12 protein-coding genes and 1 tRNA gene are annotated in these 16,707 nt (G+C 70.4%); 7 read left to right on the top strand and 6 right to left on the bottom strand.

Annotation, left to right across the window (positions count from 1 at the left end; genetic code table 11):
* The first annotated feature begins 2 nt into the window (after positions 1–2).
* Both J2Y70_RS06440 and J2Y70_RS06435 read left to right on the top strand, forming a co-directional pair.
* Complete coding sequence (locus J2Y70_RS06440) at positions 3–1,079, top strand: tetratricopeptide repeat protein (RefSeq protein ID WP_309914880.1); 1,077 nt, start codon at positions 3–5, stop codon at positions 1,077–1,079.
* 459 nt (positions 1,080–1,538) lie between these two features.
* Positions 1,539–2,651, top strand: coding sequence for a homoserine O-acetyltransferase (locus J2Y70_RS06435; protein ID WP_309914877.1), 1,113 nt, complete (start codon positions 1,539–1,541; stop codon positions 2,649–2,651).
* Positions 2,652–3,106: 455 nt separating this feature from the next.
* Here J2Y70_RS06435 and cydC read toward each other — a convergent pair whose 3' ends face one another.
* Complete coding sequence (cydC, locus tag J2Y70_RS06430; RefSeq protein ID WP_309914875.1) at positions 3,107–4,783, bottom strand: thiol reductant ABC exporter subunit CydC; 1,677 nt, start codon at positions 4,781–4,783, stop codon at positions 3,107–3,109.
* Complete coding sequence (gene cydD, locus J2Y70_RS06425) at positions 4,780–6,747, bottom strand: thiol reductant ABC exporter subunit CydD (protein WP_309914872.1); 1,968 nt, start codon at positions 6,745–6,747, stop codon at positions 4,780–4,782. Before cydD ends, cydC begins: the two co-directional genes overlap by 4 nt.
* Positions 6,748–6,948: 201 nt before the next feature.
* Here cydD and J2Y70_RS06420 point away from each other — a divergent pair, with 201 nt between their 5' ends.
* The 4 genes from J2Y70_RS06420 to J2Y70_RS06405 all read left to right on the top strand — a co-directional run bounded on the left by J2Y70_RS06420 (position 6,949) and on the right by J2Y70_RS06405 (position 9,991).
* On the top strand, positions 6,949–8,538 hold the full coding sequence (locus tag J2Y70_RS06420; RefSeq protein ID WP_263397979.1) for a cytochrome ubiquinol oxidase subunit I: 1,590 nt from the start codon (positions 6,949–6,951) through the stop codon (positions 8,536–8,538).
* Positions 8,539–8,557: 19 nt separating this feature from the next.
* A complete protein-coding gene (cydB, locus tag J2Y70_RS06415) occupies positions 8,558–9,709 on the top strand; it encodes a cytochrome d ubiquinol oxidase subunit II (protein WP_309914868.1) in 1,152 nt (383 codons plus the stop codon).
* A gap of 34 nt (positions 9,710–9,743) precedes the next feature.
* Positions 9,744–9,854: a cytochrome bd-I oxidase subunit CydX gene (gene cydX / locus J2Y70_RS06410; RefSeq protein ID WP_309914865.1), complete on the top strand. Its 111-nt coding sequence runs from the start codon at positions 9,744–9,746 to the stop codon at positions 9,852–9,854.
* 60 nt (positions 9,855–9,914) lie between these two features.
* Positions 9,915–9,991, top strand: a tRNA-Pro gene (locus J2Y70_RS06405).
* A gap of 368 nt (positions 9,992–10,359) precedes the next feature.
* Here the strand turns inward: J2Y70_RS06405 and J2Y70_RS06400 are convergent.
* Positions 10,360–12,276, bottom strand: a complete 1,917-nt coding sequence (locus tag J2Y70_RS06400) for a CocE/NonD family hydrolase (protein ID WP_309914862.1) — start codon at positions 12,274–12,276, stop codon at positions 10,360–10,362.
* Between the two features lie 238 nt (positions 12,277–12,514).
* On the opposite strand from J2Y70_RS06400, the gene J2Y70_RS06395 reads away from it, so the two are divergent.
* The gene (locus J2Y70_RS06395) at positions 12,515–13,675 is read left to right on the top strand and encodes a GGDEF domain-containing protein (RefSeq protein ID WP_309914859.1); all 1,161 of its coding nucleotides are present in this window, start codon (positions 12,515–12,517) and stop codon (positions 13,673–13,675) included.
* A 51-nt stretch (positions 13,676–13,726) separates the two neighbouring features.
* On the opposite strand, the gene J2Y70_RS06390 is transcribed toward J2Y70_RS06395, so the two are convergent.
* From J2Y70_RS06390 to J2Y70_RS06380, 3 genes are all read right to left on the bottom strand, one after another.
* Positions 13,727–14,974, bottom strand: a complete 1,248-nt coding sequence (locus J2Y70_RS06390; protein WP_309914854.1) for a glutamate-5-semialdehyde dehydrogenase — start codon at positions 14,972–14,974, stop codon at positions 13,727–13,729.
* 179 nt (positions 14,975–15,153) lie between these two features.
* Positions 15,154–16,338 (bottom strand): glutamate 5-kinase, encoded by a 1,185-nt coding sequence (proB, locus tag J2Y70_RS06385; protein ID WP_309914851.1) that lies wholly within the window; start codon positions 16,336–16,338, stop codon positions 15,154–15,156.
* Between the two features lie 4 nt (positions 16,339–16,342).
* The gene (locus tag J2Y70_RS06380) at positions 16,343–16,600 is read right to left on the bottom strand and encodes a YciI family protein (protein WP_309914846.1); all 258 of its coding nucleotides are present in this window, start codon (positions 16,598–16,600) and stop codon (positions 16,343–16,345) included.
* Positions 16,601–16,707 lie beyond the last annotated feature (107 nt).

Below are 16,707 nucleotides of genomic sequence, written 5' to 3'. Positions count from 1 at the left end.
CGATGCTGAGCTGGGGCATGCATGGCGCCGCGGCGGTCCTGGCCGCGCTGGTCTTCGCTGCGGTGCTGTGGCCGTTGCGGCGCGGCCGAGGCGGAATGGCGCTGCTGGTCGTGGCGGTGCTGGCGCTGGGCGTGGCGTCGGCCGCGCTGTACGCGCTGGTTGGCACGCCGCGCGCGCTGCAGGCGCAGAACCGCGAGGCGCCGCGCACCCTGGAAGACGGCGTGGCGCAACTAAAGGCGACGCTGGCCAAGGACCCCAATCGCGCCGACGGCTGGGCGCTGTTGGCGCGCTCGCAGATGTCGCTGGGCCGCCCCGCCGAGGCCGCCGCCGCGTTCGCGCGCGCGGTGCAGCTGGCGCCGGACGAAGCGCAATGGCTGGTGCCGGCGGCCGAAGCGCGTGCGCTCGCCGATCCGCAGCGCCAGTTCGACGACCAGGGCATTGCGTGGCTGCGGCACGCCTTGCAGGTGGCGCCGGACAGCGAGCGCGCCGCGTGGTTCCTGGGCATCGCGCAGCGCCAGCGCGGCCGGAATGCCGAGGCCGCCGCCACCTGGGAAGCGCTGCTGCCACGCGTGGATGCGGCCACCGCCGCCGCGCTGCGCCCACAGATCGATGCGGCGCGCGCCGATGCCGGGTTGCCGGCGCTGCCGGCCGCTGCGCCAGGCGCGGCGGCAACGGCTACGGCAAGCGCAACGGCCGCGCCGAACGCCGCAGCTTCGCCTGCCCCCGCCGCTGCCGGCACGCTCAGCGTTGCGGTATCGCTGGACCCGGAATTCGCCGCACGCGTGCGCCTGCGCGGCGACGCCAGCGTGTTCGTGATCGCGCGCGTGCCCGGCGGCCCGCCGATGCCGGTCGCGGTGCAGAAGCATCCGCTGCAAGCGCTGCCGCTGCGCGTGACCCTGAGCGACGCCGACAGCCCGATGCCGACGCAGAAGCTCTCGCAACTGAAGCAGGTGCAGGTCCTGGCGCGGCTCTCGGCCAGCGGCAACGCGATGCGCCAGGAAGGCGACCTGGAATCGGCACCGGTCACGGTGACGCTGCCGACGGCGACGCCGGTGGAACTGGTGATCGGAAAGCGCTGACGGGTCCTCCTGTAGGAGCGGCTTCAGCCGCGACAGAGATTTTCCGCAGCCGACATCTTTCCGGCACCAATGTCGCGGCTAAAGCCGCTCCTACAGGGAGCAGTGACCTTGCGCGTCGCCGCCGCATCGTCCTTCGCCACACCGTACGCAGGTCCTGCCGCGGCTCTCGACCAGCGGCAACGCGATGCGCCAGGAAGGCGACCTAAAAACTGTGCCGGTCACGGTAACGCTCCCCGCGGCGGCGCCAGTGGAGTTAGTGATCGGAGAGCCTGACGGATGCTCCTGTAGGAGCGGCTTCAGCCGCGACAGAGATTTTCCGTAGCCGACATCCTTCCGGCGCCGATGTCGCGGCTGAAGCTGCTCCTAGAGGAACATCGGCCTTGCGTGCATCGCCTCCGCATCGTCCTCCGCCACGCTGCGCGCACGCCGCGCCCGCCGCCGCACGGCTAGAATCGGCGCATGACCGAATTCATCCCTCCCGGCAGCCGCTTCCTCGCCCTGCCCTCGCCGTTCCCGATGAAGCGCGGCGGCCAGCTGCGCGATGCGCGCGTCGCCTACGAAACCTGGGGCACGCTGGCGCCGGACCGCAGCAACGCGATCCTGATCGTCACCGGGCTGTCGCCGGACGCGCACGCCGCCGCGCATGCCGACGATCCCAGCCCCGGCTGGTGGGAGGCGATGCTCGGCGCCGGCAAGCCGATCGACACCCAGCGCTGGTTCGTGATCTGCGTGAATTCGTTGGGCAGCTGCAAGGGCTCGACCGGTCCGTCCTCGCCGCATCCGGACGACGCGCAGCCGTATCGCCTGCGCTTCCCGGAGCTGTCGATCGAGGACGTCGCCGACGCCGCCGCGCACGTGGTGCGCACGCTGGGCATCGAACGGCTGGCCTGCCTGATCGGCAACTCGATGGGCGGCATGACCGCGCTGGCGCTGTTGCGCCGGCATCCGCGGCTGGCGCGCAGCCACATCAACATCTCCGGCAGCGCGCAGGCGTTGCCGTTCTCGATCGCGATCCGCTCCCTGCAGCGCGAAGCGATCCGTCTGGATCCGAACTGGAACGGCGGCGACTACGACGAGGCCACCTATCCCGAGTCGGGCATGCGCATGGCGCGCAAGCTGGGCGTCATCACCTACCGCTCGGCGCTGGAATGGGACGGCCGCTTCGGTCGCGTGCGGCTGGATTCGGAGCAGGCGCACGACGACCCGTTCGGCCTGGAGTTCCAGGTCGAAAGCTATCTGGAAGGCCATGCGCGGCGCTTCGTGCGCCGCTTCGATCCGAACTGCTACCTGTACCTGAGCCGTTCGATGGACTGGTTCGACCTGGCCGAGTACGCCGATGGCGACGTGCTCGCCGGACTGGCGACGATCCACGTCGAGCGCGCGTTGGCGATCGGCGCCAACACCGACATCCTGTTCCCGGTGCAGCAGCAGCAGCAGATCGCCGACGGCCTGCGCGCCGGCGGCGCCGATGCGCAGTTCCTGGGCCTGGACTCGCCGCAGGGCCACGATGCGTTCCTGGTGGATTTCGCGCGCTTCGGGCCGGCGGTGAAGGGGTTTCTGGACGCGCTGTAGCGGGCGGATGTGTGCCCCGGCCGCAATGGCAGGCGGATGATTCAACGCTCTGCTCGTCGCGACTGAAGTCGCTCCCACAAGGATTTCCGGCAACGTAGAGGCCCAAGGCCTCTTGTGGGAGGGACTTCAGTCCCGACTGCATCCTGTCTCGGAAAGTTCGCTGCTGCCTGTTGCGTTGGTCGCGGCTGAAGCCGCTCCTACAAGGAGCTTCTTGCGACCGCAGGAATCTGCTGCTTTTTGTAGGAGGGGCTTCAGCCCCGACATGTAGTTCGGCTCCGAGAGGTGCTCGCTGACGGATGGCTCGCGGTTTCTCATCATGGTTGATGGCGCCAGGCTACGCGGCACCGCTCGCGACGATGCAACGGCATGCTGCTGCCCTTGTGGGAGGGACTTCAGTCCCGACTGCATCCGCCCTCAGCCCATGCGCTGATGATCATCGCGGCCGATTCCGGGCACTACGGCTCGGCCTGCAGTCGCCCCTGCTGCATGCGATAACGCGTATGCACCACGCCTTCGGGCAGCGCGTCGTGGCTGATCAGCAGCAGGCTGCGCTGGCCCAGCGCCTGGGTCAGGTCGCGCAGCAGGGCCTGTGCGGTGTCCACGTCCAGGCCTTCGGTGGGTTCGTCCAGCACCAGCAGCGGCGCGTTGCGCAGCAGCGCGCGGGCCAGGGCCAGGCGCCGGGCTTGGCCGGCGGACATGGTCGCGCCGTTCTCGCCCAGCCAGGCGTCCAGGCCGCCGACTTCGAGCAGCCATGCGTCCAGGCGTACGTCGGCGAGCGCGCGTTGCAGTGTGGCGTCGTCGGCGTCGGCCGCGCCCAGGCGCAGGTTGTCGCGCACGCTGCCGGCGAACACCGGGGCGCCCTGCGGCAGCCAGGCGATGCGCTGGTGCCATTGCGCCTGCGCCAGGTCGCGCAGGTCGACGCCGGCGAAACGGATGCTGCCCTGCTGCGGATCCCATAGCCGCAGCAGCAGCGCCGATAAGGTGGTCTTGCCGCTGCCGCTGTCGCCGCTGATGGCGATGCGCTCGCCCGGCGCGATGCGCAGGTCGATGCCGTCGAGCACGCGCCGGGTCTCGCCGGGCCAGGCGAAGCCGACCGCGTCGAACCGCACCTCGCCGGCCGCGGGCACCGGCTGCAGCTGCGCACTGTCGGCCACCGGCGGGCGCTGCCCGGCGATCGCCTGCAACCGTTGCGCGGCCACGCGCCCGGATTGCAGCGCCTGCCAGGCCAGGCCGGCACCGGCCCAGACCTCGAGCAGGGCCACGGTCAGGAATAGCAGGCCGGCCGCCTGTTCGGCGCCGATCCGGTCGGCGCGTGCCGCGCCCAGCGCCAGCCACAGCATCGCCAGCAAGCCGAGCGCAGCGCACAGCGCATGCAGCGCATTGCCGCCGATCAGGCGCTGCCGCTGCTGGCGATCCTGCGCGCGCAGGTCGTGCGCGCTGGCGTCCACGCGCGCGACCCAGTCGGCCTGGGCGTCCAGCGCGGCCAGGTCGGCGGCGCCTTCCAGGCCTTCGTAGGCCAGCGTGCGCAAGGTCTCGCGCCGCTGCGCGCGGCGCTGCTCGCGCATGCGCCCGCCGCGCGCGACCACCCACGGCACGCCGGCACCGATCGCCACTGCCAGCAGCGCCAACACCAGCGCTGCCGGCCAATAGATCGCGGCCGCCGCGGCCACGCCGACCGCGCCGACGCCGAGCAGGGCTGCCAGTGGTCCCAGTGCGCGCACCACCAGGCCATCGACCTCGCCGATGTCGGACATCAAGCGCGCCAGCAGTTCGCCGGTGCGGCTGGCGCCGAGCCTGGCCGGGGCCAGCGGCAGCGCGCGGCGGAAGAACCACACGCGCAGGTCGCGGGCGATGCGCAAGGTGGCGTCGTGGCCGACCAGCTTTTCGCCGTAGCGCGAAGCGATGCGCGCGAAGGTCAGCGCGCGGATGCCGGCCGAGGGCGAGAAGAAGTTGAAGCCGCTGCCCATGCCGGCCACGCCGGCCAACGCCGCGGCGGTCAGGAAGCCGCCGGACAGGCCGAGCAGGCCGACCCCGGCCAGCATCGTGCACAACAACAGCAGCGCGGTCAGCAGCAGGCGGCCGTAGTGGCGGCCGAACACGCTGCGCAGGTCGTCGCGTGCGGGACCGCTCATGGCGCCGCTCCGATCGCGGCGTCGGCCGCGGCGCGCGCCGGCAGCCGCAGCACGCTGTCGGCCCAGCGCATCGCCGCCTCGCTGTGGGTGGCGACGATCACGCTGCGGCCGTGGCTGAAGGCGGCCAACGTGCGCAGCAGTTCGGCCTCGGTCTGCGGATCGAGGAAGGCGGTGGGTTCGTCCAGCAGCAGCAGGTCCGGATCGCGCAGCAGCAACCGCGCCAGACCGATGCGCCGCGCCTCGCCACCGGACAGGCCGAAGCCGCGTTCGCCGATCACGGTGTCCAGGCCCAGCGGCAGGCGCGCGGCGAAGCGCATGACCTGCGCCGCCTCGGCCGCGGCCTGCAATTGCGCGGCACTGGCCTGCGGATCGGCCAGGCGCAGGTTGTCAGCGATGCTGCCGTGGAACAGGTAAGGGCGCTGCCCGGCATAGCCGACGCGCAGCCCGGGACGCAGCTGCAGGCGGCCGGCGCGCGGCGGCAGCCAGCCGGCCAGCGCTTCGAGCAGCGTGCTCTTGCCGCTGCCGCTGGGCCCGACCAGGGCCAGACGCTGGCCAGGCTGCAGGCTGAAGGACAGATCGCGCAACGCATCGCAGCGCGCGCCCTGCGGCCGCAGCGTCACGTCCTCGGCGCGCAGCAGCGGCTGGGTGGGCGCTGCCGGCGTCGCCACCGCTGTGGGCATGGCGGGCAATGAGGATCCTTCAGGCACTGCGCGCGTTGCAGGCACCGTGGGTGCCCCAGCAGATGCTAAAGGTGCTGCAGGTGCCCCGGATGCCGCAGGCACTACGGGCGCTGCAGGCGACGCGGTCGCTACGACTCCATCAGGTGCCGCCGGCGTCGCAGGAGCAGCCAGCGCAGACAACGGCGGCGTCAGCGACGCAGGCGGCGCGGCAACGGACGGCGACGACACGAACGGCGCCAACGATGCCGCCGCATCCGGCAGCTCGCCGAGCAGGCGCTCCACCTCGGCCGCGGCCGCCAGCGCGTTGGCGCGGTCGTGGTAGTGCGCGGCCAGGCGCCGCAGCGGCGCGTAGAACTCCGGCGCCAGCAGCAGGCAGAACACGCCCACGTCCAGCGTCGGCACCGCCGCGTGCAGCGCGATCATGCCCAGGTAGCTCAGGCCCAGGTACATCGCCACCATCGCCACGCTGACCGAGGCGAAGAACTCGAGCACGGTCGAGGACAGGAACGCGATGCGCAGCACCTTCAACGTGCGTTCGCGCACGCCCTCGGCGGCGGCGGCGATGCCGCGCAGTTCGTCCTCGCCGCGGCCGTACAGGCGCAGCAGGCCCAGGCCCTTGAGCCGGTCGGCGAAATGCCCGCCCATCCGCGCCAGCTCGCGCAGCTGGCGGCGCCCGGCCGCCTCGGCGCCCCAGCCGACCAGCATCATGAAGATCGGCACCAGCGGCGCGGTGAACAACAGCAGCAGGCCCACCACCCAGTCGCTCCAGCCGACCGCGAGCAGGATCAGCAGCGGCACCACGCTCACTTCCAGCCGCGCCGGCTGATAGCCGGCGTAGTAGCCGTCCAGCGCGTCGCCGTGCGCCAGCAGCAGTTCGCCCAGCTCGCCGTTGCGCTGGCCGCGCAGCCACAGCGGGCCGCGCTGCAGCAGGCGCCGGTACACGCGCCGACGCAGCTCGAACTTGGCCGCGTCGGCGACATCACCAGCGGCGCGCTGCGCGCAGGCGCCGAGCAACGCGCGTACAACCAATACCAGCGCCAGCACGGCGAATGCGGGCAGCGCCTGCTGCAGCTCGCCACGCTCCACCAGCAAGGCCTGCAGCAGCCAGGCGATGGCGCCGGCCTGCACGATCAACAGCGCCCCGGACAGGCTGATCGCCGCGGCGGCCATCCGTTGCGGCCCACGCGCCGCCGCGGCCAGCGACGCCAGCCAGCGCACGCGCTGCTGCCGCAGGTGCGGCGACTCGGCGGGCGGTGCGGCGGACGACTCGGCGGGATCGGTCAAAACGGGCTCGGCGCGGCGAACAGGCCGCCATTGTAAGGCGGCATCCCGGTCGGGGCCGCCGCGTGCCGTCACGATGCCGATCCCGGCCAGCACCGGCATTGATCTGGATCAAGGCCGGATCCGCGACGGAAGCGGAACATCGCCCCCAACCTACCGCCACCCGGCCACCCAGATGCACATTCTCCACGAGGTAGCACAGCCATGATCGACACCACTGTCGTAGAGCTGTCGCGGCTGCAGTTCGCCATGACCGCGATGTACCACTTCCTGTTCGTCCCGCTCACTCTCGGCCTGTCCTTCATGATCGCGATCATGGAGAGCGTGTACGTCATGACCCGCAAGGAGGTGTGGCGGCGCATGACCCTGTTCTGGGGCGTGCTGTTCGGCATCAACTTCGCGATGGGCGTGGCCACCGGCATCGTGATGGAGTTCCAGTTCGGCATGAACTGGTCCTACTACAGCCACTACGTCGGCGACATCTTCGGCGCGCCGCTGGCGATCGAGGGGCTGATGGCGTTCTTCCTGGAGGCCAGCTTCATCGGCCTGTTCTTCTTCGGCTGGAACAAGCTCTCGCCGGTCAAGCACCTGATGGTGACCTGGCTGGTGGCGCTGGGCACCAACCTGTCGGCGGTGTGGATCCTGATCGCCAACGGCTGGATGCAGAACCCGACCGGCGCGGTGTTCAACCCGGACACGATGCGCATGGAGGTGGTCGACTTCATGGCGGTGCTGTTCAACCCGGTGGCGCAGGCCAAGTTCGTGCACACGGTCAGCGCCGGCTACGTGACCGGCGCGGTGTTCGTGATGTCGATCAGCGCGCTGTACCTGCTGCGCGGCAAGCACCGCGACATGGCGCGGCGCTCGTTCGCGGTCGCCGCCGCGTTCGGCCTGGCGTCCTCGCTGTCGGTGGTGGTGCTCGGCGACGAGAGCGGCTACGCCGCCAACGAACACCAGAAGATGAAGCTGGCCGCGATCGAGGCGATGTGGGAGACCGAGCAGGCCCCGGCCGACTTCACCGCCTTCGGCATCCCCAACCAGACCACCGGCAAGAACGACTACGCGATCAAGGTGCCGTACCTGATGGGCCTGGTCGCCACGCGCTCGTTGAACACGCCGATTCCCGGCATCCTGGAACTGGTCGGCCGCGCCGAGCACCGCATCCGCGGCGGCCAGATCGCCTACGGCGCGCTGGAACGGCTCAAGGCCGACCGCAACGACGCGCAGGCGCGCGAAGTGTTCGACCGCCACTGGCAGGACCTGGGCCACGGCCTGCTGCTCAAGCGCTACCGCGACGACATCCTCAACGCCACTCCCGAGGAGATCTCCAAGGCGGCGCTGGATACCGTGCCGCGCGTGCTGCCGCTGTTCTGGACGTTCCGGGTCATGGCCGGCCTGGGCTTCTACCTGATCGCGTTCTTCATCGCCGCGATGTGGTTCTCATGCAAGCACAACTTCGAGCAAAAGCGCTGGTTCCTGAAGCTGGCGGTGTGGACCCTGCCGGCGCCGTGGATCGCGATCGAATGCGGCTGGTTCGTCGCCGAATACGGCCGTCAGCCGTGGGCGGTGGAAGGTGTACTGCCGACCTTCTACGCCGCCTCCGGCCTGGCCCTGCACGACATCCTGATCACCCTGGCCGGGTTCGTGGCGATCTACACCGTGCTGCTGGTCATCGAGATCAAGCTGATGCTCAAGGCGATCCGCAAGGGTCCCGACGACCTGCCGGCGCTGCTGCAGCCGACCCCGCGCCCCGCCGCGCCCCTTGCCGCCACCGCGGCCGCCGGTCAACTCTGATCCCGGCAGGAGAATGACGATGGACTTCATTGCATTGGACTACACCACGCTGCGCCTGATCTGGTGGCTGCTGCTCGGCATCCTGCTGATCGGCTTCGCGGTGATGGACGGCTTCGACCTGGGCGTCGGCGCGCTGCTGCCGTTCGTGGCCAAAAACGACGCCGAACGCCGGCTGGTGGTCAACACCATCGGCCCGGTCTGGGAAGGCAACCAGGTCTGGCTGGTGCTCGGCGGCGGCGCGATCTTCGCCGCCTGGCCGCCGCTGTACGCGGTCAGCTTCTCCGGCTTCTACCTGGCCATGTTCGTGATCCTGTTCGCGCTGATCCTGCGCCCGGTCGGGTTCAAGTTCCGCGGCAAGCTGCCCAGCCAGCGCTGGCGCAACGGCTGGGACTGGGCGCTGTTCATCGGCGGCTTCATCCCGGCGCTGATCATGGGCGTGGCGGTGGGCAACGTGCTGCTCGGCGTGCCGTTCCACTTCGACGACACGCTGCGGGTGTTCTACACGGGCGGCTTCTTCGGCCTGCTGATGCCGTTCGCCCTGCTCGCCGGCCTGCTCAGCGTGAGCATGCTGGTGGCGCACGGCGCGGCGATGCTGGTGCTGAAGACCGACGGCCCGGTGGCCGAGCGCGCGGCCCGCTACGGCAGCGTGGCCGCGCTGGTGGCCTGCGCGCTGTTCGCCGCCGCCGGCGTGTGGGTGGCGATGGGTCTGCCCGGCTATGCGGTGACCTCGCAAGTGGTCACCGACGGCGCCACCAACCCGCTGCTGAAGACCGCGGTGCTGGGCGAGATCGGCGGCTGGATGCACAACTACCAGACGATGCCGCTGACCGCGCTGGCGCCGGTCGCCGGCCTGCTCGGCCTGCTGCTCAGCGCACTGCTGCTGCGCAAGCGCCGCGGCGGGCTGGCGTTCATCGCCTCGGGCACGGCCATCGCCGGCATCATCCTGACCGTGGGCTTTGCGATCTTCCCGTTCCTGCTGCCCTCTTCCAGCCAGCCCGGCTCCAGCCTGACCGTGTGGGACGCCTCGAGCAGCCGCCTGACCCTGTGGATCATGCTGCTGGCCACCGTCGTGTTCCTGCCGATCATCATCGGCTACACCACCTGGGTGTACCGGGTGCTGAAGGGTAAGGTCAGCGCCGCGTCGATGGACGAAAACCCCAACGCGTACTGAGCGCGTTCAACCCGATTGCATAGGAGATTGCACCATGTGGTATTTCGCCTGGATTCTCGGTGTCGGCCTGGCCTCCACCGCCGCCATCCTCAACGGCATGTGGTTCGAGGCCCGCGAGGCCGCCGCCACGGAGGCCGCGGACTGAAATTTTTTCGCAAAGGATCTTGCCGAATGCGGGTGACCCCCGTATCATGTGCGGCTCCTTCGGGGTGTAGCTCAGTCTGGTAGAGCGCTACGTTCGGGACGTAGAGGTCGCAGGTTCGAATCCTGTCTCCCCGACCAGTTTCAAGGTCACAAGAAGCCTGGAAAACCAACGTTTTCCGGGTTTTTTTGTGCCTGCGGCGCGGCGCCGGCGAGGTTGCGCCCCGCGCGCCACGGCTGGCAACCGGCCACGGCAGCCGATGCAACGCCTTCGCCACTCCGAAGCCGGCATAACGCATCCGCGCCGCCGCGCGAACGCCCCACTCCTGTCCGGTCGATCTTGCAGCCAACCTGCGAGCCGCTCACTGACGGATCGCGTGCCTCACGATGGCCTTAGCACCCGCAGGTCGCGCGCCGCCGCAAGAGGCATCCATGCGCTGCTGCCGCGCCGGCGAAGGCGCCACACGCACACGTCCCCGGCACGCGCTGGCGCGCGCCGGGGACCGCGCTCAACGCACCGGCAGACTGATGTAGCTGGCCTGCTGCGGCGTATGCCAGATGCGCTGCGTCGCCTTCTGGTAGTCGCCCGGCTTGGCGAAGTAGATGTTCGGCACGTAGGTCTGCGGGTTGCGGTCGTACAGCGGGAACAGGCTGGACTGCACCTGCACCATCACCCGGTGGCCGCGCTGGAAGGTGTGGTTGGCGGTGGGCAGGCCGAAGCGGTAGGCCAGCGGCTGGTCCGGCGCGATCGGCTTGGGCGTTTCGAAACTCTCGCGGTAGCGGCCGCGGAAGATCGCCATCGACACCGCCAGTTCGTAGCCGCCCATCTTCGGATCGGACGCCATCTCGTCCGGGTAGACGTCGATCAGCTTCACCACCCAGTCGCTGTCGCTGCCGCTGGTGGAGGCCTGCAGGTTCACTTCGGGCACACCGGCGATGCTCAGCGGCGCGTCCAGCGGTTCGCTGACGAAGCTCAGCACGTCCGGGCGGCCGTCGACGAAGCGCTGGTCGTGCACCAGCCAGGTGGTCCACACGTCGCGGTCGCCGAAGTCGACCGGGCGCGGCACGAACGGCACCGGCTTGGCCGGGTCGGACACGTACTCCTCGTAGTCGCCCTGCCCGGCCGTCGGCGCGTCGAACGACAGCGTGCCGCCAGCGCCCAGGTACAGCGGCTTGCTGCGCGCCGCGCAACCCTGCGCACAGCTGCGCGGCCAGGCCTGCAGGCGATCCCAGTGGTTTTCGCCGGTGTTGTAGATGAACACCGGCGGCGTGTCGGCCTTCGGCGCGCCGTCGACCAGGTACTGGTCGAAGAACGGCTTGAGCACGTCGCGGCGGAACTGCAGCGCAGTGTCGCCGTCGAACTTCAGCGCCCCCAGCGACGCGCCGTCGTAGTTGACCTGGCTGTGCCGCCACGGCCCCATCACCAGGTAGTTCTTGTCGTTGCCGGCGTCGCGCGGTTCCATCGCCTGGTAGCTGTGGATCGCGCCCCACATATCCTCCTGGTCCCACAGGCCCTGCAGCCACAGCGTCGGCACCTTGAGCGGGGTGCGCGCCATCACCTTGTCCAGCGCCTGGCCCTGCCAGAACGCGTCGTAGGCCGGATGTTCGGTGAGCTTGCGCCACCACGGCAGCTGTTCCAGGCCGGCGGCCTTGGCGTAGTCGCCGGCCGAGCCGGCGCGCAGGAAGTTGCTGTAGTCGTCGTGGCCCTGGCGCGGAATGCCGCTGCCCTTGCCGCGCTGGGTGAGCTGCCCGGTGAAGTAGTCGAAGTTGACTTGGCGGAAGGCGCCGTAGTTGAGCCAGTCGTCGCCCATCCAGCCGTCGATCATCGGGCTTTCCGGGGCGGCCACCTTCAGCGCCGGATGCGGATCGGTCAGCGCCATCACCACAGTGAAGCCTTCGTAGGACGAGCCGATCATGCCGACCTTGCCGTTGGATTCGCGCACGTTCTTGACCAGCCAGTCGATAGTGTCCCAGGCGTCGGTGGCGTGGTCGACCTTGCTGCCGTTGAGCGGGCCGCGCAGCGGCCGGGTCATCACGTAGTCGCCCTGCGAACCGTACTTGCCGCGGATGTCCTGGAACACGCGGATGTAGCCGCCGTCGACGAATACCTCGTCGCCCTGCGGCAACAGGTCGCGCATGTGCGGCGAGGCCATCCGGCTGGCGCGGCCGCTGGCGTCGTAGGGCGTGCGCGTCAACAGCATCGGCGCATGCTGCGCGCCCTTGGGCAGCACGATCACCGTGTGCAGCTTGACCCCATCGCGCATCGGGATCATCACCTCGCGCTTGACGTAGTCGTTGGCCTCGGTCGGCGCGACGAAGGTCTTGCCGGTGATGTCGGGGGTCATCGGCGCGGTCTGCGCCTGGGCGGCGGCAGCCAGCGCGGCGGCAATGACGGTGACGAGCAAGCGGGCGGCGATGGGGCGCATGGGACCTCCGGACAGTGAGAAGGCGACTGTAGGCGCAACCGCGGCCCGGGCGGAAGTGTCGCTCCGGCCTCGGCGCACGTGGCGACTTCGTGGTGAACCTGAAGCGGCGACGGCCGCCGACGCGGAAAACGGCGGCAGGCAACGCACCCCGCCCGTGCCGGAGCAATGGGGGGATAATGGGCGTTTTCCGAGAGGGCCCGCCTGGCTGCCACGCGCCAGCAAGGCCCTTGTTGCCGCCATGGTCGATGTCCCCACGCTGCTCGGCTACACCACCGTGGTGCTGCTGTGCCTGTCGTTGCTGGTGCTGATCGCGCGCCCGCAGGCGGGCAAGCGCCTGTGGTTGGCGATGCCATTCTTCGCCGGCGCCTGCGGCTGCGCCTTCCTGATCCAGCCGCAGGCGTTTCCCGGCAGGCTCGGCCTGCAACTGGGCGCGTTCTGCATCACCCTCGCCTATGCGTTCGGCTGGCAGGCGATCCGCGCGTTCTACGACCGTCCGCCGAAATGGGGCTGGCTGCTGCTGCCGGCGCTGCTGTGGCTGGGCTTGGCGATCGCCGTGTTCGACCGCCACGGCTGGGCCATGGCCAACGCGGGCCTGCGCGTCGGGCTGGTCTGCCTCTACAGCGCGCTGCCGGCGAGGGAACTGTGGCGCCGGCGCAACGGCGGCCTTCCGTCGGCCAGGCTGCTGGCCATCGTGTTCGGGGTGGCCGCCGTGCTGGCGGCGCTGGCGGTGGCCTTCGCGCACTGGCTGCCGCAGCCGTTGGGCGCGGCGCCCGCGCAGACCTGGGCAGTGGTCTTCTACAACGTGAGGATCCTGCTGCACGTGCTGCTGGCGAGCGCGCTGCTGGTGGCCATGCACAAGGAGCGCGAGGCGCTGCGCTACTACGACGACTCGGTACGCGATCCGATGACCGGCCTGTACAACCGCCGCTTCTTCGAGCAGCGCGCGGAGCAATGGCGCGATCGCGGCGCGCGCCGCCGCTCGGTGCTGTTCTTCGACATCGACCACTTCAAGCGCATCAACGACCGCCATGGCCACCGGCTCGGCGATGCGGTCATCGTGCTGGCCGCGCAGATCGCGCGGCGCAGCCTGCGCAAGGGCGACTGGATCTTCCGCTTCGGCGGCGAAGAGTTCGTCTGCGTGCTGCCGGACACCGACCTGGCGCAGGCCAATGCGATGGCCGAGCGGCTGCGCCTTGCGTTCATGGCCGATGCCCGGGAAGTGGAAGGACGCCGCATCGACGCCACCATCAGCATCGGCGTGGCGACCTCGGTCGGCGGCGTGCCGCGGATCGATGCGTTGGTAGCGGAAGCCGACCGCATGCTCTACCGGGCCAAGGCCGCCGGACGCAACCGCGTGGTCTCCAGCATCAACCACGATCCGCTGCCGACCGGATCCTAGGCGCGCCGCCTGCCGCGCCCTTCCCGCAGCGCAGGCAGGAGGCTGCAGCGATCAGTGCCGCACCTGCCCCGCGCCGCGCACCACGAAGCGCTCCACGGTCAGCGCTTCCAGGCCCATCGGGCCGTAGGCGTGCAGGCGCGTGGTGGAGATGCCGATCTCCGCGCCCAGGCCCAGTTCGCCGCCGTCGGAGAAGCGCGAAGACGCGTTGACCATCACCACCGCCGCGCGCAGCGCCTGCACGAACGCCTCGGCATTGGCCGCATCGGCGGTGGCGATGACCTCGGTGTGGTCCGAGCCGTAGTGGCGGATGTGCGCGATCGCCGCGTCGATGTCCGGCACCACGCGGATCGCCAGGATCAGGTCGAGGAATTCGGCGGCGTAGTCGGCGTCGCTGGCTGCGTCGATGTCCGGCAGCAATTCACGGCTGGCGTCGTCGCCGCGCAAGACCACCCCGCGCTGCTGCAGCGCCCGCGCCGCCAGCGGCAGGAAGCGCGCGGCGACGTCAGCATGCACCAGCAGCGTCTCCAGCGAATTGCAGGCGGCCGGGCGCGTGGTCTTGCCGTCCACAAGCAGCTTCACCGCCAAGTCCAGGCCCGCCGAGGCGTCCACGAACAGATGGCACACGCCCTTGTAGTGCTTGATCACCGGCACCCGCGCATGCTCGGCGACGAAACGGATCAGGCCCTCGCCGCCGCGCGGGATCGCCAGGTCGACGATGTCGTTGAGCTGCAGCAGTTCCAGCATGGTCTCGCGGCGCAGATCCTGCACCAGGGTCAACGCGTCCTCGCCGATCCCGGCCTCGCGCAGCGCGCGCCGCAGCGCGGCGGCGATGGCGGTGTTGGAATGGATCGCTTCGGAGCCGCCACGCAGGATCACCCCGTTGCCGGCCTTGATGCACAGCGCCGCGGCGTCGGCGGTGACGTTCGGGCGCGCTTCGTAGATCATCGCGATCACGCCCAGCGGCACCCGCACCTTCTGCACGCGGATGCCGTTCGGGCGCACGTCGTCGCGGGTGACCTGGCCGACCGGATCGGGCAGCGCCGCGACTTCGCGCAGCGCCGCGGCGACACCGGCCAGGCGCGCGCCGTCCAGCGCCAGCCGATCCAGCATCGCGCTGCCGACGTCCCTGGCCCGCGCCGCCTCCAGATCGCGCGCATTGGCGGCGAGGATCGTTTCCGCGTCCGCCTCCAGCGCCGCCGCCATCGCCTCCAGCAAGGCCTGCTTGGCCGCGGACGACAACTGCGCCAACGCCTGCGCGGCGTCGCGGCATTGCAGGGCTTGGGTTCGGATGGTGCTCATTGATGGTTCCAGTTTGTTCGGGACTCGGGACTCGGGACTCGGGACTCGGGACTCGGAAAGGCTGTGCGGGCGATCGGGATTGTCAAGCCGTCGGAGCGGAACGCATCGCCATTTTCGCGATCGCTGCGAGCACGCCACGCGATTCCTTTTCCGCGCGACGTCGCACCGGTCTCGCGCGCTTACGTCGAGTCCCGAGTCCCGAGTCCCGAGTCCCGAACAACAACCAGATCGTCGCGGTGAATCACATTCTCTCCATAGCTATACCCCAGGATCGATTCGATGTCGCGCGAGTGGCGGCGGGCGATGCGGCGCACGTCGGCGGCCGAGTACTGGCTGACGCCGCGCGCCAGGCAGCGTTCGCCGGCGGCGTCGCGCAGGCGCACTTCGACCATGTCGCCGCGGCGGAAATCGCCTTCGGCACCGGCCACGCCGCCGGGCAGCAGCGAGGCGCCCCTGTCGGCCAGCGCGGCGGCGGCGCCGGCGTCGACCAGGATCGCGCCGGGTTCGACCGGCACCTGCCGCAGCCAGTACTTGCGCGCGGCGATGCGGGTGCGCGCGGGATGGATGCGGGTGCCGCGCAGGCGGTCCTGGGCCAGGCCGCGCACTACCTCGGCGCTGCGGCCGTTGAACAGGTAGGTCTCGATGCCGGCGGCGCCGGCCCTGGCCGCGGCCTCCAGCTTGGTGCGCATGCCACCGGTGCCGACGCTGCTGCCGCTGCCGCCGGCCATCGCCAGCACCGCCGCGGTCAGTTCGGTCACCTCGTCCAGCGGCTGCGCGTGCGGATCGCTGCGCGGGTCGGCGGTGTACAGGCCGTCGATGTCGGTGGCGATGAACAGCGCGTCGGCATCGACCAGCGCGGCGACGATCGCGGCCAGGTTGTCGTTGTCGCCGAGCTTGAGTTCGTCCACCGATACGGTGTCGTTCTCGTTGACCACCGGCAGCGCGCCCAGCCGCAGCAGTTCGCCCAGGGTGGCGCGCGCGTTGAGGTAGCGGCGGCGGTTGCGCAGGTCGTCGTGGGTCAGCAGCACCTGCGCCACCGGGCGCTCGAAGAAGCGCTGCCACAGCGCGATCAGCTGCGCCTGGCCGAGCGCGGCCAGCGCCTGCCGCGCGGCGATGGCGGCGCCGGCCTCGGCGGCGCGCGGCAGGATCGCGCGGCCGGCGGCGACCGCGCCGGAGGACACGATCACCAGTTCGCGCCCGGCCGCCAGGTTGGCCGAGACGAACTGCGCCAGCCCCAGCGCGAAGCGCGGCGACAGCCCGCCACCGCCATCGGCGGCGAGCAGGCTGCTGCCGACCTTGAGCACCGCGCGCCGCCACGGCGGCAGGCGTTGTTCGGCGAAGGGCGATGGCGTCTGCGGGGTCATGGGATCAGCGCGTGTTCCATTCGTGGACGGTGAGTTCGGAGCAGTCGTGGATTGCCAGCGGATCGGCCGCCACGATCGCCTGCGCCTGCGCCAGGTCGGCCACGCCCTGCAGCAGGTAGGCGCCGCCGCTGCGGTCGCTGAAACCGCCGGTCAGCGCCAGCAGGCCGCGCTCGCGCAGTGCGTCGAGGAAGGCCAGATGAGGGGCGACCACGGCCTCGTCGAAACTCGGCTTGCGCATCGCCAGAACCAGGTAGTGCTTCATCCTACGGTGTTCCTTGTGCATCGGTTCGAATGTTCGGCATTTTCGCCGCGCACCGCGGCGAACGCTCTTTGCAGGACGGGCTTCAGCCCCGACGCCTTACCGGTAGG

It is taken from the genome of Xanthomonas sp. 1678 (assembly GCF_031455575.1).
Lineage (GTDB): Bacteria > Pseudomonadota > Gammaproteobacteria > Xanthomonadales > Xanthomonadaceae > Xanthomonas_A.
Note: the sequence above shows the minus strand (reverse complement) of the source record. Positions and strands in the feature narration are given on the sequence as shown.

Excerpts from the sequence above, each read along its gene's own strand:
- cydX (WP_309914865.1), top strand. The coding sequence starts at position 9,744 with ATGTGGTATTTCGCCTGGATTCTCGGTGTCGGCCTGGCCTCCACCGCC.
- cydB (WP_309914868.1), top strand. The coding sequence starts at position 8,558 with ATGGACTTCATTGCATTGGACTACACCACGCTGCGCCTGATCTGGTGG.
- cydC (WP_309914875.1), bottom strand. The coding sequence starts at position 4,783 with ATGAGCGGTCCCGCACGCGACGACCTGCGCAGCGTGTTCGGCCGCCAC.
- J2Y70_RS06380 (WP_309914846.1), bottom strand. The coding sequence starts at position 16,600 with ATGAAGCACTACCTGGTTCTGGCGATGCGCAAGCCGAGTTTCGACGAG.
- J2Y70_RS06400 (WP_309914862.1), bottom strand. The coding sequence starts at position 12,276 with ATGCGCCCCATCGCCGCCCGCTTGCTCGTCACCGTCATTGCCGCCGCG.
- J2Y70_RS06435 (WP_309914877.1), top strand. The coding sequence starts at position 1,539 with ATGACCGAATTCATCCCTCCCGGCAGCCGCTTCCTCGCCCTGCCCTCG.
- J2Y70_RS06390 (WP_309914854.1), bottom strand. The coding sequence starts at position 14,974 with ATGAGCACCATCCGAACCCAAGCCCTGCAATGCCGCGACGCCGCGCAG.
- J2Y70_RS06440 (WP_309914880.1), top strand. The coding sequence starts at position 3 with ATGCTGAGCTGGGGCATGCATGGCGCCGCGGCGGTCCTGGCCGCGCTG.
- J2Y70_RS06420 (WP_263397979.1), top strand. The coding sequence starts at position 6,949 with ATGATCGACACCACTGTCGTAGAGCTGTCGCGGCTGCAGTTCGCCATG.
- proB (WP_309914851.1), bottom strand. The coding sequence starts at position 16,338 with ATGACCCCGCAGACGCCATCGCCCTTCGCCGAACAACGCCTGCCGCCG.
- J2Y70_RS06395 (WP_309914859.1), top strand. The coding sequence starts at position 12,515 with ATGGTCGATGTCCCCACGCTGCTCGGCTACACCACCGTGGTGCTGCTG.